Annotated in this window: 12 protein-coding genes; 3 read left to right on the top strand and 9 right to left on the bottom strand. The window is 60.8% G+C overall.

The features are described from left to right. Positions 1 to 220 precede the first annotated feature (220 nt). The 3 genes from L6R21_16085 (at position 221) to L6R21_16075 (ending at position 4,868) form a co-directional block, all read left to right on the top strand. The gene (locus tag L6R21_16085; protein ID MCK6560713.1) at positions 221 to 2,350 is read left to right on the top strand and encodes a S9 family peptidase; all 2,130 of its coding nucleotides are present in this window, start codon (positions 221 to 223) and stop codon (positions 2,348 to 2,350) included. A 674-nt stretch (positions 2,351 to 3,024) separates the two neighbouring features. After that, on the top strand, positions 3,025 to 4,578 hold the full coding sequence (locus L6R21_16080) for a glycosyltransferase family 39 protein (protein ID MCK6560712.1): 1,554 nt from the start codon (positions 3,025 to 3,027) through the stop codon (positions 4,576 to 4,578). A 134-nt stretch (positions 4,579 to 4,712) separates the two neighbouring features. After that, positions 4,713 to 4,868, top strand: coding sequence for a hypothetical protein (locus tag L6R21_16075; GenBank protein MCK6560711.1), 156 nt, complete (start codon positions 4,713 to 4,715; stop codon positions 4,866 to 4,868). Here L6R21_16075 and L6R21_16070 read toward each other — a convergent pair. The 9 genes from L6R21_16070 to L6R21_16030 form a co-directional block, all read right to left on the bottom strand. Further along, positions 4,859 to 6,085 carry an ABC transporter permease gene (locus L6R21_16070; protein MCK6560710.1) on the bottom strand — a complete coding sequence of 409 codons (1,227 nt, stop codon included), beginning with the start codon at positions 6,083 to 6,085 and terminating at the stop codon, positions 4,859 to 4,861. The two genes, L6R21_16075 and L6R21_16070, sit on opposite strands and share 10 nt — an antisense overlap. A 57-nt stretch (positions 6,086 to 6,142) precedes the next feature. Further along, on the bottom strand, positions 6,143 to 7,378 hold the full coding sequence (locus L6R21_16065) for an ABC transporter permease (GenBank protein MCK6560709.1): 1,236 nt from the start codon (positions 7,376 to 7,378) through the stop codon (positions 6,143 to 6,145). A 90-nt stretch (positions 7,379 to 7,468) separates the two neighbouring features. After that, positions 7,469 to 8,158: an ABC transporter ATP-binding protein gene (locus L6R21_16060; protein MCK6560708.1), complete on the bottom strand. Its 690-nt coding sequence runs from the start codon at positions 8,156 to 8,158 to the stop codon at positions 7,469 to 7,471. A 61-nt stretch (positions 8,159 to 8,219) separates the two neighbouring features. Then, complete coding sequence (locus tag L6R21_16055; protein MCK6560707.1) at positions 8,220 to 9,515, bottom strand: efflux RND transporter periplasmic adaptor subunit; 1,296 nt, start codon at positions 9,513 to 9,515, stop codon at positions 8,220 to 8,222. A gap of 117 nt (positions 9,516 to 9,632) precedes the next feature. Then, positions 9,633 to 10,997, bottom strand: coding sequence for a TolC family protein (locus L6R21_16050; GenBank protein ID MCK6560706.1), 1,365 nt, complete (start codon positions 10,995 to 10,997; stop codon positions 9,633 to 9,635). A gap of 30 nt (positions 10,998 to 11,027) precedes the next feature. Next, positions 11,028 to 11,735, bottom strand: a complete 708-nt coding sequence (locus L6R21_16045) for a YIP1 family protein (protein MCK6560705.1) — start codon at positions 11,733 to 11,735, stop codon at positions 11,028 to 11,030. Between the two features lie 55 nt (positions 11,736 to 11,790). Then, complete coding sequence (locus tag L6R21_16040; GenBank protein MCK6560704.1) at positions 11,791 to 13,239, bottom strand: CCA tRNA nucleotidyltransferase; 1,449 nt, start codon at positions 13,237 to 13,239, stop codon at positions 11,791 to 11,793. After that, positions 13,236 to 13,871 carry an MtnX-like HAD-IB family phosphatase gene (locus L6R21_16035; protein ID MCK6560703.1) on the bottom strand — a complete coding sequence of 212 codons (636 nt, stop codon included), beginning with the start codon at positions 13,869 to 13,871 and terminating at the stop codon, positions 13,236 to 13,238. Before L6R21_16035 ends, L6R21_16040 begins: the two co-directional genes overlap by 4 nt. A 245-nt stretch (positions 13,872 to 14,116) precedes the next feature. Continuing rightward, positions 14,117 to 15,922, bottom strand: a complete 1,806-nt coding sequence (locus tag L6R21_16030; GenBank protein ID MCK6560702.1) for a DUF3459 domain-containing protein — start codon at positions 15,920 to 15,922, stop codon at positions 14,117 to 14,119. Positions 15,923 to 15,993: the final 71 nt, after the last annotated feature.

The following is a 15,993-nucleotide window of genomic DNA, read 5'->3' as shown; positions in this document are numbered from 1 at the left end:
CGCCTACGCAAGTTTTCTGACAAGCTGAGAACTTGGCCCTTCGGGCAGCACAAAAATTTGCCAACCGATAGAAACAACCCAACTGATAAAAGCCTTTCCATCAGTTGGCCTTAATCTATCTGTTGGTGGAAGGTTAGAATTCTATTCCAAGTTTGAAAAGCTCATCCGCGTACTCACGGCGGCTGATTCGAACAACAATCCCTTACCGAGGAGGTGGAACATGATGGAATTCCCCAGCCGGTTTTTCATCGAGGCCGGCATGGCGATCGCCTGCGCGGCGGCGCTCATGCTGGTCGGCGGCGCAACGGCGCAACCCGCGCCGCCGGTGGCCGCCAAGCAACCCAAAGTCGATACCCTCCACCAGGACCGGCGCGTGGACGAATATTTCTGGCTGCGGGAAAAGCAGAATCCCGCCGTGGTGCAATACCTCGAAGCCGAGAACGCCTATGCCGCGCAAGTGCTGGCCTTCACCCAGCCGCTGCAGGAAAAACTGTATCAAGAAATGCTCGGCCGCATCAAGGAAACCGATCTCTCCGTGCCCTATCGCGAAGGCAACTACTTCTACTACAGCCGCACCGAGCAGGGCCGGCAATATCCCATCTACTGCCGCAAAGCCGGCGCGCTCGCGGCGCCGGAAGAAATCACGCTCGACCTCAACCAGCTCGCCGAGGGCAAGGTGTTCATGGGACTCGGCGCCTATGCAGTGAGCGAGGACGGCAATCTGCTGGCATTTTCCACCGACACCACCGGGTTCCGCGTTTACGATTTGCAGATCAAAGACCTGCGCACCGGCGCGCTGCTGCCCGATCGCGCCCGCGACGTCGGCTCAGTCTTCTGGGCGGCGGACAACCAAACGCTGTTCTACGTCACCAAAGACGCGGCCAAGCGGCCCTACCGCCTTTATCGCCACCGCCTCGGCGCGCAACCGGAATTGTTGTATGAAGAGCAGGACGAACGCTTCAGCCTGTGGGGCAGCCGCACGCGCAGCCAGGCTTGTTTGATCGTTTACTCCGCCAGTCTGACTTCCACTGAGGCGCGTTTCATTCCCGCGGCGGCGCCGCAGAGCGAGTGGCAGATGTTGCTGCCGCGCCAGGCCGAGCGCCAGTTCGAGGTCGAGCATCACGGCGAGCGGTTTTTCATTCGCGTGAATGACACCGGCCGCAACTTCCGGCTGGTGAGCGCGCCGGTGAGCGATCCCAGCCCGGAGAACTGGCAGGAAATCGTGCCGCACCGGCCTGAGGTGATGTTGGAAAGCATCGATTGCTTCGCCGATCATTACGTGCTCTCCGAACGCAAAAACGGGCTGGAGCAGATTCGCATCACCGACCTGCGCACCGGCGCGAGCCATTATCTGGCTTTCCCGGAGCCGGTGTACAGCGCCTATGCCGCCACCAACCGGGTGTGGAACACCGCGACGCTGCGCTACAACTATCAATCGCTGATCACGCCCAGCTCGGTGTATGATTACGACATGAACACGCGACGCAGCACGCTGCTCAAACAAACCGAGGTGCTGGGCGGCTATGACAAAAATCAATACCTCTGCGAGCGGCTGTCGGCCACCGCGCGTGACGGCGCGCGCATTCCGATTTCCCTTGTTTACAAAAAGGGATTCCGCAAGAACGGCCGCGCGCCGCTGCTGCTCAACGGCTACGGCGCGTACGGCTTTTCCTATGACGCCGGCTTCAACTCGAACCGCGTGAGCCTGCTCGACCGCGGCTTTGCGGTGGCCATTGCCCACATTCGCGGCGGCGGTGAGATGGGGAAGGCCTGGCACGATCAGGGCCGCATGCTGAACAAGATGAACACCTTCACCGATTTCATTGCCTGCGCCGAGTATCTCATCGCGCAGCAATACACCGCAGCGCAAGGTTTGATCATCGAGGGCGGCAGCGCGGGCGGATTGTTGCTGGGCGCGGTGACCAATCTGCGGCCGGAGCTGTTCAAAGCCGTGGTCAGCCACGTGCCGTTCGTGGATGTGATCAACACCATGCTCGATGAGAGCCTGCCGCTCACGGTCACGGAGTTCGAAGAATGGGGCAATCCGCGCCAGCCGGAGGAATATCAATACCTCAAGCAATATTGCCCATACACCAACCTGTCAGCGCGGCGCTATCCGGCCATGCTGGTGAAAACTTCGTTCAATGACAGCCAGGTGATGTATTGGGAGCCGGCGAAATACGTCGCCAGGATGCGCAGCTTGAAGACGGATCAAAATCCCCTGCTGCTCGTGACCAACATGGGCGCCGGGCACGGCGGCGCTTCGGGACGCTACGACCGGCTGCGCGAAATTGCGCTGGATTATGCCTTCATGCTGTGGCAGGCGGGCGTGGTGCAGCCGCCGCAGTGAGCGCGCGAGCAGTTGCTCGTGAAGGTTTGCATTTCACGCCAATCCGCACCATCCGGAACCAAGGAAGGCAACGGCGCTCGCGAAGACGCCGAGTTCGCGGAGTTCTTTTTCATCAATGCTTTTCTCGGCGCTCTCCGCGTCTCGGCGGTGAGTGTTTGTTTTCCTCGTCATCAAAACGCGTTCAGTGCGAAGATGCACAGGCGCGCAAAGAAATGATTCGAGTCATGATTGGGAAATCCTGGCAAACCTTTGCGGCTTTGCGTGCCGGCGTGAATGCTTTTGGCCAAACTGGGAGGCGCCGGAGACTTGCAGAATCGTCACGAGACCAGCATAAACACAGGTCGAAAGAACACTCCGCGCAGGCGAGAATGCTTTTGCAGCGAGCCGATCTGGAAGCAACCAACTTGAAACTGCCGAGCGCATTCAAGCCAACCCAATTCTCCATGGAAAAAAGGCCTCTCACGCGGTGCCGTCACGAATCAGCACAGCGTCATCACCGCGGAGCCGGTCCGGCGCAACCGCCGGCCGTTCCTCCCCGCCAGAATCCCGCTCGTGACATTTTGCCCAACACCAGCGCAAAAATTGCGTATCATGCGCCAGCCTCTTTGCGGGCGCCCGGCGCGGCACCAGCCGGGTGGGTCGCCTTCCGATCGCATCAAACACAGGGATGAAAAATGAGCCAGTCGAAACTGAAATTCGTGCCGGAGGGAATTCTCGTCCTGGCGCTGGCGCTGATCAAACTCGCGCTGCATTTTTTGACGAACACCAATTATGAGCTGCACCGTGATGTTTATCTCTATCTGGCCCTGGCGGATCATCCCGCGTGGGGCTACGTCTCGGTGCCGCCGCTCACGCCGATGATCGGCAAGGTGGCGCTGTGGCTGCTCGGCCACAACGCCTTTGCCGCGGGCTTTTTTCCCGCGCTCACCGGCGCCCTCACGATCGTCATCATTGCGCTGCTGGTGAAAGAACTCGGCGGCGGCACGTGGGCGCTGGTGCTGGCGTGCACCGCCTTTCTGATTTCACCGGCCTTTCTGCGCAGCAACACGTTCTTGATGCCGGTTTCGTTCGATCAGTTCGCCTGGCTGCTCAGCGGCTATCTCATGGTCAAACTCATCAAGACGCAGAATCCGCGGTATTGGATCTGGCTGGGCCTCACCTGGGGCCTGGCCTTTTTGAACAAGTATGCCATCGTGTTCTTCGTGCTCGCGGCGTTGCTGGCTTTGCTGCTCACGCCACAGAGAAATCTCATCCGGTCAAAACACTTTGTTGCCGGGGTGGTGTTGGGCACGCTGATCATTCTGCCCAACCTGCTCTGGCAGCACAGCCACAATTGGCCGGTGATCGGGCATATGGCGGAATTGCGGCGCACGCAGTTGGTGCATGTCGAACCCGTGGGCTTCCTGCTGCAGCAGTTGCTCATGAATCTGCATGCCGTGCCGCTGTGGCTGGCGGGATTGTTCTATCTGCTCTTTGCGCCGGCGGCACGGGAGTGGCGCGCCCTGGGCCTGACCTGCGTGTTGGTGATTCTGATCTTGATGGCGCTGAGCGGCAAAGCCTACTACACGCTGGGCGCGTATCCGCTGTTGTTTGCGGCCGGCGGGGTTGCGTTCGAAAGGCTGGGTGCGCGGCGCGGGCGCGTATTGCGGCCGGCGCTGTTGGCGTTGATGATTCTACTCTTCCTGCCCGGCCTGCCCTACAGCCTGCCGTTGCTGTCGCTGGAGCAAATGGCGGCGTATGCGCAGGCGAGCCGGGCCTATGGCATGGAAGGCGCGCTGGTGTGGGAAGACGGCCGGGTGCACGAGTTGCCGCAGGATTATGCGGATATGACCGGCTGGCGCGAGCTGGCGGAGATCGTCATCCGGACGTACGACGGTTTGAGCGCAGCGGAAAAGGCGCATACCGCCATTTACGCCGAAAACTACGGTCAAGCCGGCGCGATCAAATTTTACGGAAAAAAAAGCGGCCTGCCGGAGCCGGTGAGCTTCAATGAATCGTTCGTGCTCTGGGCGCCCGACAGCGCCGCGCTCCGCACGCTGATCTACGTGAATGATGAATTGGGCGAAGATCTCCTTCCCCACTTCGCGAACATCGAGCTGGCGGGCCAGGTGAACAACCGCTATTTCCGCGAGAACGGCGTGCAAGTTTACCTGTGCCGCAATCCGCGTGACGGCCTGGCGGAGTTCTATCGCAGCCGCGTCGCGAGCCAGAAGAATCACTATCGCTGAGTCATGTTAGCCGAACGCAGAAGGCTTGGCGGGTCGGGAACGGCGCAACGGCGTGGACGTGTCATTCAGCAAGAATCCCGCGAATGACCCGGCGGTGTGCCGGGGCCTTCACAGGATCCTCGCGGGATGACAGCATGGGGAAAAACAACGGCAGGCGAAGGATTATCCGCTCGCGCGATTTGATCAAAAACAGCAAACCCACGCGCGACTCGTTGCGAGTCACCCGTGGGTTTGCTGCACTGCGGCCGCTGTCTGCCGGCGCCGGCAGCAGCCGCGGCGCTTACTCGTAGCGCAGCGCTTCGATGGGATCGAGGCGTGCGGCTTTGGCCGCGGGATAGATGCCGAAGAACAGGCCCACCAGCGAGCAGAAGATCAACGCGAGAAAAATCGCGCCGAGGGGCAGAATCACCGCCAAATCGAAGACGGCTTTGATCAACTGGCCCACGCCGATGCCGAGCACGATGCCGAGCACGCCGCCGATCTCGCACAGCACGATGGCTTCGATGAGAAACTGCAGCAGGATCGCGCGGCGCTTGGCGCCGATGGCTTTGCGGACGCCGATCTCGCGGGTGCGCTCGGTGACCGACACCAGCATGATGTTCATGATGCCGACCCCGGCGACCAGCAGCGAAATGCCGGCAATCACCAGGCCGGCCCAGGCGGCCACGCTGGTGAGCTTGTTGGCGGTTTCGATGAGCGAGCCGCTGGAGAAGATTTCGAAATCGTTGTCTTCCCCGGGCAGCACTTTGCGCACGGCGCGCAGAATGCCGGTCACTTGCTCGACCGTGGCGTCGTACTGCGACGGGCTGGCCGCCTGAATTTGAATCGACATCGAGCGCTTGGCGCCGTAGATCGTTTCGAAAGTGCTGAGCGGAATGATAACGAGATTGTCCTGGCTGTTGCCGAACACCCGGCCCTTTTCTTCGAGCGTGCCCACGATCAGGAAGCGCTCCGCATCGATGCGGATTTCGCTGCCCACCGGATCTTCGAAGGGAAAGAGGCGGCTGACCAGATCACTGCCCAGGATGGCGATGTGGCTGGTGTACTGCTCGTCGGTCGGGTTGAGAAAGCGGCCGGTGCGCAGCAGGTAGCCGTTATTGTCGAGGTATTCGCTGGTGGCGCCGACCACGATGACGGTGGGCGTGGTCTTGCGGTCGCGATAGCGGATCACCGCGCCGAACTGCATGTGTTCGCCGCTGACGCTGCGGGCGAGCGAGGCGTGTTCCATCACCGCCTCCAGCTCGTCTGCGCGCAGGTCCTTGCGGTTTTGATAGCGCAGCCACTGCTCGCGGCTGGTGATGAGCGGTGGAAATTTTTGAATCTGAAAGGTATTCGCGCCCAGCACGGTGAGCTGCCGCTCCAAATCCCGCTGAAAGCCGCCCACGATCGACTGCATGCCGATGATGGTCATGACGCCGATGATGACGCCCAGCAGGGTGAGCGAGGAACGCAGCTTGTTGGCGCGAATGGCATTCAGCGCAATGTCGAGGTTTTCACTGAAGATCATGGCAAACACTCCTGCGCGCCGCACGCCGCTCCGGCGCCCTCGCCCGCGCGTTCAGGTTTATTCATAGCGCAGCGCCTCCGTCGGGTTCAGCCGCGCGGCCTTGCTGGCCGGATAGATGCCGAAGAACAGGCCAATGGTCACCACGAACCCCAAGCCGAGCAGGATGATCCAGGGCGTGAACACCACCGGGAACGAGAAAGCCTGCTTGACGGCAAACGCCACGCCGACCGCCGCGAGAATGCCGAGCACGACGCCCAGGCTGCAAATGATCATGGTCTCCACCAGAAACTGCCAGAGAATGTCGCGCCGCTTCGCGCCGATGGCCTTGCGAATGCCGATTTCGCGCGTGCGCTCCGTCACCGACACCAGCATGATGTTCATAATGCCGATGCCGCCCACCAGCAGCGAGATCGAGCCGACGCCGATGGCCAGCCCCCACAGCCCGGCGGTGAGGCTGTTGTAGAGATTGGTCAGCAGACTCTGCCGGTTGATGGCGAAGTCGTCTTCTTTGTGGGGTGGCACTTTGCGCACGCGGCGCAGGATGCCGGTGAGCTCGTCCTGGGCGGCGTCGAGCAGGGCAGGATGGTTGACTTTCACTTGAATCTCGACCGAGCGGCGATGGCCGAAGGCGTTCTCGAAAGTGCCGAAGGGAATCACCACCAGCACGTTGGGATTGAAACCGAAAATCTTGCCGCGCTCGGCGAGCACGCCGACAACGCGAAAGCGCCGGCCGCCGATGCTGATGCGCTCGCCGAGGGGATCGGCGCGGCCGAAGAGCTTCTCGGCAACTTCGGCACCCAGCACGCAGACGTTGCGGCGGTAGTCGACGTCCTGCGTGGAAATGAAGCGGCCCCGTTCCGGCGCAGTGTTACTGGTCACCATGTAGTTGTCATTGGTGCCGGCGATCAACACGCCAGTGATCCCGTTGTCCTTGTACCTGACGGCGGCGCGGGTGTAGATGCTGGGCGTGACCGCCTTCACCAACGTGGCATGTTTCACCACCGCCTCGTATTCGCGCAGGGTGATATCCTTGCGGTTGCGAAAGCGCACCCAGTCTTCTTCATTGTTGTTGACCCAGGCGAATTTTTGAATGTAAAGAGTGTCGGTGCCGATGGAAGAAATTTCTTCATAGAAGGCTTGATTGATGCCCTGGATCAACGCCACGATCGTGATCACGGTCATCACGCCGATCACGATGCCCAGCGTCGTCAGCAGGAAGCGCAGCTTGTTGGCGCGCAACGCCTGCAGGGCGATCTTGGTGCCTTCCCACAGGTCGGAGAAAATGGGGAGCATGATTCTGCTGCTTTCGCTCGCGCGCACCGCGGCGGTTGCTCCGCCGGGTGGCGCAGCCCACAACTTCACGATATCACGGCCGATGCAGCCTCAGTTGGCACGCGAAATAAAGGCATCGGACTCGATGCGGCCGTCACGCAAGCGAATGATGCGGCGCGCATGCTCGGCGATGTATTCCTCATGCGTCACCAGGATGATGGTGTTGCCCTGGCGGTGCAATTCGGAAAAGATGGTCATGATCTCATCGCCGGTGACGGTGTCGAGATTGCCGGTCGGCTCATCCGCCAGGATGATCGAAGGATTGTTCACCAGGGCGCGGGCGATGGCGACGCGCTGGCGCTGGCCGCCGGAAAGCTCGTTGGGTTTGTGATTCATGCGATCGGCCAGACCGACGCGCTCGAGCGCGGTTTTCGCCTGGGCGCGGCGTTTGGCCGCCGACACGCCGGCATAAACCAACGGCAGCTCGACGTTGTGCAACGCGGTGGCGCGCGGCAGCAGGTTGAAGGTCTGAAAGACGAAGCCGATGCGGCGGTTGCGAATCTCGGCCAACTGGTCATCGTCCATCTTGTGCACGTCCTCGCCGCCGAATTGGTAGCGGCCGTCGGTGGGCGTGTCCAGGCACCCGAGAATGTTCATCAGCGTGGATTTGCCCGAGCCGGAAGGGCCCATGATGGCGACGTATTCATTCTCGCCGATCTGCACGTCCACGCCACGCAGGGCATTGACTTGAATCTCGCCGATGGCGTAGGTCTTGACGAGTTGTTGCACATCGATAAGCATGGTCAATCTCCCGATTTCTGGCCTCCGGCTTCGCGCCTGCTGCGTGCTTGCCGGCAACGCCTCACGATTGTTCCTTCTTCCCGTCTTTCTGCCGGGCTTCTTCCTTCTTGACTTTCACGCGGTCGCCGTCCTTGAGCAGGCGTGACAAGATGCGATACGGTCCGGTGATGACTTCATCGTTTTCCTGCAGACCGCTCAACACTTCGACGTGAGTGTCATCGCTGATGCCGGTGATCACCGGCACCATGACGGCTTTGCCCTCACGCACCACGAACGCCACTTCGATCAAGTCCTTCTTGGCGGCAGCCGCCGGCTCCTTCTGCGCCTCCTCATTGGAGGAAATCTCCCGCACTTTGCTTTTTTCCTCGCGCTCCTTGCGTGCTGCCCGGCTTTCGATGTAGGCCAGCGTGGTGTCTTTCAAGTCACTCTTCGGCCGCACGGTGACGCACTGCAGAGGAATGTTGAGCGCGTTCGGGCGAATATCGGTTTGAATGTCCACCGTCGCCGACATGCCGGGCCGCAGCTTGGGATGATTCTCCGAGATCTTCACAGTCACGTCGAAATTGGTGATTTCTTCCTGCGTGCCGCGGCCGGTGGTGGTGGCGGAATTGGCGATTTTGGTGACGGCACAGGGCAGCGGATGGTCGGGCAGGGCATCGACCTCCAGCTTGGCCTGATCGCCGACGTCGATCAGCACCACGTCATTCTCGTCGATCTGTGCGATCATTTCCATCTCAGAAAGATCGCCGACGGTCATAATGACATCGGAAGTGAATTGCGAGCCCAGCGCAATCTCACCGACTTCCTTGTTGAGTTGGATGACGGTGCCGTCGATCGGCGCAGTCAGCGTGGTCTTGGAAAGATCGTCCTGGGCTTGATTGAGGGCCGCACGCGACTCTTCCACACTGCTTTCCGCCAGCGTGAGCGAGGCTTTCACGCCTTCCAGCTCGGCCTGCGAAAAGAGGCTGCGCGCGAACAACTCCTGCGCCCGCTGATAATCGCTGCGTGCCTTCACCAGATTGGCTTCGGCCGATTTTACCGCCGAGCGGGCGCGATCCAGCGCCGCGAGATAGCGCGTGCGATCCAGCTCGACCAGCACCTGGCCTTTCTTCACTGCCTCGCCTTCCTGCACGTGCAGCTTGACGATTTCGGCGGAGACATTCGCCGAGATTTTGACTTCGATGACCGGCTTCACTTTGCCGGAGCCGGAGACGGTTTGAATCACGTCCGAGCGTCTGGCTTTTTCCGTCTGCACCTCGGTTTCATCGCCACGCCCGCGCCGCAAATTGAAGAACACCACGGCCCCGACCAGGACGATGCCGGCGAGGCCGATCAGCAGTTTCGTACGTTTCGACATAACGGCTTCCTTCTCACAGAGGGAACTTCTTTGAGCGGCTGACTGGCGCCCGGCACCGCCGGCCCAGGACGGACCGGCGGCGTCACACGCACCGCTTTACCGGCGCCGGGCCGGCAGTTACTGCTCCAGCGTGCCCATGCTGTTCTTCAACTGGGCATAAGCAATCATGCTGTCATATTTCGCCCGCACCAGCGTGCCGCGCGCGCGCGTCAGGTTGGTCTGGGCGTTGATGATGTCCAGCAGCGTGCCGGCGCCCACGCGATAGCGCTCCTGCGCCAGGCGCAGATCCTCCTGCGCCGAGTTCAGGTTGTCCGAGTTGATCGCGGTGATTTCCTTCCAAGCCTGCAGGCTGAGCAACGCCTGCTCGGCTTCCAGCCGGATGTTGCGCAGGCGGTCGGTGTAGTCCTCTTCGGCGATGCGATAGTTCAAGCTTTCGCGTTCGAGCGTGGCTTTGTCCGAAAAGCCGTTGAACAGGTTCAAACGCATGTCGATGCCGGCCGAGGCGTTCCAGTTCTTGTCGAAGCCGGAATAGACGCGTTCGAATTCATTGTGGCTGCGGCGATAACCGCCGGAAAAAGAGAAGCTCGGCAGGAAGGTGGAGCGCGCGAGGCTTTTGCCGATTTCCGCGCTGCGCATTTGAAACTTGTAGCTCTGCAGATCGGGATTTTTATCGACCGCCACCTTGAGCACCTCGTCCAGCGTGTATTCGCGCGCTTCCGGCAGGGTCTCCATATCGACGATTTCCAACTCCGCCTCCGGCGGCCGGCCCATGGCGACATTCAACAGCGAGCGGGCATTGCGCACCTGATTCTGCTGGGTGATGAGATTAATGCGATCGTTGCCGAGCTGCGTGCGCTGGCGAAAGACGTCGCCCTGCGCCACCGAGCCGATCTCGTACATGCTTTCGGTGCGCTTGAGCTGCTCTTCACTCAGCTTCACGGCATCTTCGTAGACCGCCAGAAGCTGGCGCTCCTTCAGGTAGCCAAAGTAACGCTGGTGCACGGTCAGGATCGTGTTCTGCCGGGACGAGGCGTAAGTTTTGGCGCTGGCATCCTCGGCGGCTCCCGCCTGCCGGATGCGGTTCCAATTCGCGCCGAAATCAAACAGCGGCACGGACAATGAAATTTGGGCGGAGTGATCGGGCGTGCTGAATCCGGCCTGCGTCAAAGTGCGGCGCTCGTAAACGGCCTGGCCGGTGACCGGATCAAACCCAACCAGCACGTCTCCTAACCGGGTGCGAGAGCCCTGCCGGAAGCGGCCCGAGGACAGCGACAGGTCCATCGCAGGCAGGATTCCGGCGCGCGCGCGCTGCACGTCCGTGCCGGCGATGCGGTACCGGCGCTCGGAATTCAACAATGCCGAGTTGCCGCGCAGGGCCACGGTGATGCACTCCTGCAGCGTCATGGGTTTGCCGTTTTGCGCCCAGCCCGCGGTCACCAGCGCCAGCAGTGCGCCGCAGAGTAACGCCAATTTTTGTTTCATGATCACCGCAACTCTCCTTCGTTTCTTCGTTCAACGGAACATCATTTTGACACCGAATCCGACCGCCGCCAGCGCGGCCCACCAAATGAACAGCACGGTCATGCTTTTCTGGGTGGTGAGTTTGTAGGCGGCGGCGAATCCGAAGCCGAGCACGACCACCCACCAGAGGGTGAACAAATCAATCTGCGACAGCAAAAAATAGAGCGGGGTCTGGTTGTCCTCCGGCGGCAGCAAAAACGCCAGACTGGTTGCGCTCTCCAACACGCCGCGCGCTTTCATCACCGGCGCGTTGATGAGCGTGCTCAAGACCGAGATCACGCCGCTCCACGAGGCCGTGGCAAAAAGGGTCTTGAATTTGGCCTCGCCGCCCAGCAGGACGTTGCCGGTGAACAGCAAAACGCCGCCGATCAGCAGATAGACGATCGGGGTCATCACCACCGCCATGATGGGCGTGGAGATCTTGGTCATCTTCTCCATCACGGCGAGCTGTTGTTCGGTCATTTCGGGATTGCGCTTTCTGACCTCGGTGCGCTGGCGTTCGAGGATTAAGTCCTGTGAAAAAATGGAAAACACCAGAGCGACCAGCACCGCAATGATCATGGGCGGGAGCCACGTGGGATGCGCGGCGATGTCCCGCATCGTCGCCGCAGGCGAGGTAAACACCCCAATGAAGCGTTCAAAAACCCCCAGGGGTTTCGGGGAAACGGGGGCATTCACGCCGGCATCAGCATAATTCATTTTTCCTCCCTCTGGCAGCTTTGAGGTTCAAAAACAACGGATTGAGACGGACGATTCAATCAAAAGTTTCCGGATGTTTTCCATCCGTCCGATTGCTGTCCGCCAGGATTTGATCCTTGATCTGCAACAGATAAGCGCGGGCCGCATCATGCTCATTGGGAATGAGGCCATCGAGAATCGCCTCTTCGATGGCGGTCTTCAACTTGCCCACCAGCGGCCCGGGTGCGAGGCCGCACAGGGCCATGATCTCCTCGCCTCGCACCGGCGATTGAAACGCACGCATGCGATCCTTCTCTTCGACTTCCTGCAGGCGTTGCACCACGAAGTCAAAATTCTCGAGATGCTGCTTGCGGCGTTGCGGGTTGCCGGAAGTGATGTCCGACCGGCACAGCGTCAGCAAATCCTCCAAATCTTCGCCTGCTTGAAACAACAAGCGCCGGTAGGCCGAATCGGTGCAGGCTTCCTCGGTCAACGCGATCGGCCGGAGATGCAAGCGGGTGAGCTTTTGCACGTAGGCGGCCCATTCCATCGGCAGTTTCAGGCGGCGGAAAATTGCAGGGATCATGCGGCCGCCGACTTCCTCATGGCCGTGAAAGGTCCAGCCTTTGCCGGGCTTGAATTCCTTGGTGCGCGGCTTGGCAATGTCGTGCAACAACGCCGCCAGCCGCAGCGGCATCTTTTCTGAAACGCGGCAGAGATTATTCAACACCATCAGTGTGTGATTGAACACGTCCTTGTGCTGATAGCCGGCATATTCCTCCACGCCCTTCAGCTCCAGCAGCTCCGGCAGAACGATCTCGAGCACGCCCGCCTGGTCGAGCAGGTTGAAACCGAGGGAGGGCTTGGGCGCGGCCATGATCTTGAGCAGCTCCTCGGTGATACGCTCCTGGGAAATGATGCGCAGCCGCTCGCGCATCGCCTGCATCGCCGCAAACGTGCCGGGCGCAACGCTGAACTGCAGTTGCGTCGCGAAGCGAATACCGCGCAGAATGCGCAGCGGATCATCGTTGAACGTGGCCTGCGGCTCGAGCGGCGTGCGAATTACTTTTTCGGCGAGGGCGCGGCGGCCGTCGTGGGGATCGATCAGCCGGCCGGCCTCGGCGGCGTGCAACCCAACCGCCATCGCGTTGATGGTGAAATCGCGGCGGGCGAGATCCGCGGGCAAATCCGCCGGCGCTACCTCCGGTTTGCGCGAGTCGCCGCGATAGCTTTCCTTGCGCGCGCCCACGAACTCCAGCCGGCGCTCCTGCCAGTGCAGCATGGCGGTGCCGAATTTCTGAAACACTGTGGGCTTGGGCGCTTTCAGGTGGCGCGCCAGGGCCGTGGCGAATTGAATGCCGTTGCCGACAATGACGAAATCCATTTCATTGCGATTCGCCTCTTCGTTCAGCCGCCGCAAAAGATAGTCGCGCACAAAGCCGCCCACCAAATAAACGGCACAGCCCTGCCGGTCGGCAAATTCACCGATGGTTTTGAGAATGGGAAAGTCGCGCAGAATTGTCATGATCGTTGTGCTAACACCCTGGCAATCGCATGGAAATCTTCGTAGGCGTGATAGGCCGCCCGGTTCGTCTGGCACCACTCGGCCAGATCATGTTTGGCAAAAATCAGCTCGGCCTCGGCGGCGCCACAGCGATCGGAATAGCCGTCGCCGATATAGACCATTTGCTCGCCCGGCCGGCGCAAGCGGCGCACGTGATAGCCCTTGCAATTGCCGCAGCGGCCGCAGGTGTGCTGCCAATAGGGAAAGTCGGCAGCCACACGATCAGGGGGAATGAAATGCAGATGGTTGCTCACGAGCGGGAGTTCCAAACCATGGCGGGCGAGGATCTGCCGGATGTAGAAATCGAAGCCGTCGCTCAGCACGATCAGCGGCCAGCCGCGGCCACGGCACAGCGCGACGAATTCTGCAAACCCGGGACTCAATGCCTGCTGCGCGCAGAGTTCCGCCAGCGCGGCGGGCGTTACCCGCACCGTGGCCAGCTCTTGCTCCTGGCATTCCCGCGAGCTGATCTCGCCGCTTTTCCAGGAGGCGACGCAACGTTGACAGACCACCGGGTCGCCGAAAGTGCGGGCCAACAAACTGCCGACATCGTTTTGTGCAATGGTGCCGTCAAAATCCGAGCAGATAATCATGTGAAAAGATAGGCAAAAATGCCCGGGAAGGCAAGCCGCAAAATGGCCGGTGGCGAGGTAATGCCTCAGTTATTGGTGGGGATGATCCGCCACGGCTGTGCCGCGGCATCTCCATGCCCGGCTCCAGGCGCCAAAAGCAACGGTGCAACCGTTGCTGATCAATATGACGCCCCCGGTAACTGAGGCATTGAGTGGTGAGACTGGCGGCAAACACTCAGGCGTGGTGAAACGATGCCGGCTGCAATTCAATTCTTGCGCACCAGAACGGCCGCGGTTTTGGCCGGCAGCGCAAGGCTGCTGCCGCCGCCCGCAGTGGCGGTGATTTTGTTTTGCAGAACGTCCTGCCACGTGGTGGCAGCGGCCGGCAGCGTGAGGGTTTGTTCCTGCTGCCCGAGATTGAAGTAAGCCAGCACGGTGTCACCCTGCGTCTGCCGCGCAAAACCCCACAACCCTTGCGCCTCCTCCGCCGGCAGTGGCTGCCACGCGCCGAGGCGCAAAGCCGGATGCTCGCGCCGCAAGCGCAGCAGCGCGCGATAGTGCCGGTGCAGATCATGATCGAACTGCACCGCCGCCGCCGGCGCCTGCCGGCCGATGGCCTTATAAGTTTCCGGCTCATACTCGAATTCCGGCCACACCATCGGCTTGCGGCAATCGGGATCGTCGGCGCCCCACATGCCGGCTTCATCGCCATAGAAGAGCAACGGTGAGCCGGGGAACGTCGCTTGAAACGCCACGATCATCTTCTGCACCTGCACCGCGGCCGCGCCGGGTTGGGTGGGATCATAGTTGGGATTGTAGCGCGGCGAGCGTCGCTGATCATAATCCAAGTCCGGATTGCAGATCATGCTGGCGAGGCGATCGGTATCGTGCGTGTTCACCAGGTTCATCAAACCCAAACTCACGCTTTCGGGATAGAGCTTGAGCAGGCGCGCCAATTCTTCCTGAAACTGCGGCGGCGACAGCGTCGCGCGCTGCTGATTGATGAAGAATTTCATCACCGCATACGCGAGCGGATAATTCATCACCGAGTTGAACATCTCGTTGCTGATCCAATGCGGCGCCTCGTCCCAAATTTCCGCGGAAAGATAGACTTCGGGATTGAGCTGGCGGGTGTAGGCGCACCATTCGCGCCAAAAGGCCGGGGTCACATCTTTGGTGGCATCGAGGCGCCAGCCGTCCACGCCGTCGGCGGGATTGCCGTCGCCGTTGGGATCCATCCAGCGCCGGGTGATGGCCCAGGCATACGCCTTCACTCCCGCCGGCAAGCCGTTCTCATCTTCGCGGAATTCCGGCAGGGTCCAAACGTCCCACCAGCAATCGTATTTCATCTCGTCCGCGGCGGTGGCGGGATCGTCCCACCTCTCGACGGTGAACCACTCCGCGTATTTCGATTTGGCTTGCTGTGCGATCACGTCCTGAAACGCCCAGAATTCGCGGCCGACATGATTGAAGGCGCCATCGATCACCACCCGCAAGCCACGGGCATGCGCCTGCTTGATTAATTCGAGAAAGACGCTGTCGGCGCTCGACCAGGCCCAGGCCGTGGTGTCTTTTTTCTCGGCGCGCATGAGTGCAAGATCAGCGTCGCGGTTGTGGCCGAAATCCGCTTCGATGTGATGCCAGGTGCTGGCGTCGTATTTGTGCGAGGAGGGCGATTCGAAGATCGGAGTGAAGTAAAGCGCGGTGACGCCGAGATCGGCGAGATAATCGAGCTTGGCGATGACGCCGGCGAGATCGCCGCCGTACATGCGATTGAACACGTTCTCGGCGTAGAAGTCGCTGCTGTGCCGGCGTTCCCAGGGCTGCAGCTTGTACCAATTCGAAGTCCACGGCGAGAGTTGCCACTCCGCGGCCCGGTTGTGGCCGAGGCTGCGCGAGACGGTCGGGTCATTGCCGGGATCGCCGTTGCGGAAGCGTTCCGGAAAGATTTGATACCACACAGCGCCCTGCGCCCACTGCGGCACATGCACCGGCGCCGCTGGAGACTGCGCCCGGCAGGCGCTCATCCAACCGGCAAACAGAAGCAGCAACAGCATGGTCTGTGCATTCATTTGGCATCCGTTTCTGTCGCTTGACAGAGAGACGTTCACTCGATCCCGCTTCATTTCCGGTTTATGAAAAG

The organism is bacterium, assembly GCA_023150945.1.
Lineage (GTDB): Bacteria > Zhuqueibacterota > Zhuqueibacteria > Zhuqueibacterales > Zhuqueibacteraceae > Coneutiohabitans.
The sequence above is the reverse complement of the archived record's forward strand: the minus strand, read 5'-3'. Positions and strand labels throughout refer to the sequence as shown.

Coding starts and splice junctions, on each gene's coding strand:
- L6R21_16085 (MCK6560713.1), top strand. CDS start 221: ATGATGGAATTCCCCAGCCGGTTTTTCATCGAGGCCGGCATGGCGATC.
- L6R21_16080 (MCK6560712.1), top strand. CDS start 3,025: ATGAGCCAGTCGAAACTGAAATTCGTGCCGGAGGGAATTCTCGTCCTG.
- L6R21_16075 (MCK6560711.1), top strand. CDS start 4,713: ATGGGGAAAAACAACGGCAGGCGAAGGATTATCCGCTCGCGCGATTTG.
- L6R21_16070 (MCK6560710.1), bottom strand. CDS start 6,085: ATGATCTTCAGTGAAAACCTCGACATTGCGCTGAATGCCATTCGCGCC.
- L6R21_16065 (MCK6560709.1), bottom strand. CDS start 7,378: ATGCTCCCCATTTTCTCCGACCTGTGGGAAGGCACCAAGATCGCCCTG.
- L6R21_16060 (MCK6560708.1), bottom strand. CDS start 8,158: ATGCTTATCGATGTGCAACAACTCGTCAAGACCTACGCCATCGGCGAG.
- L6R21_16055 (MCK6560707.1), bottom strand. CDS start 9,515: ATGTCGAAACGTACGAAACTGCTGATCGGCCTCGCCGGCATCGTCCTG.
- L6R21_16050 (MCK6560706.1), bottom strand. CDS start 10,997: ATGAAACAAAAATTGGCGTTACTCTGCGGCGCACTGCTGGCGCTGGTG.
- L6R21_16045 (MCK6560705.1), bottom strand. CDS start 11,735: ATGAATTATGCTGATGCCGGCGTGAATGCCCCCGTTTCCCCGAAACCC.
- L6R21_16040 (MCK6560704.1), bottom strand. CDS start 13,239: ATGACAATTCTGCGCGACTTTCCCATTCTCAAAACCATCGGTGAATTT.
- L6R21_16035 (MCK6560703.1), bottom strand. CDS start 13,871: ATGATTATCTGCTCGGATTTTGACGGCACCATTGCACAAAACGATGTC.
- L6R21_16030 (MCK6560702.1), bottom strand. CDS start 15,922: ATGAATGCACAGACCATGCTGTTGCTGCTTCTGTTTGCCGGTTGGATG.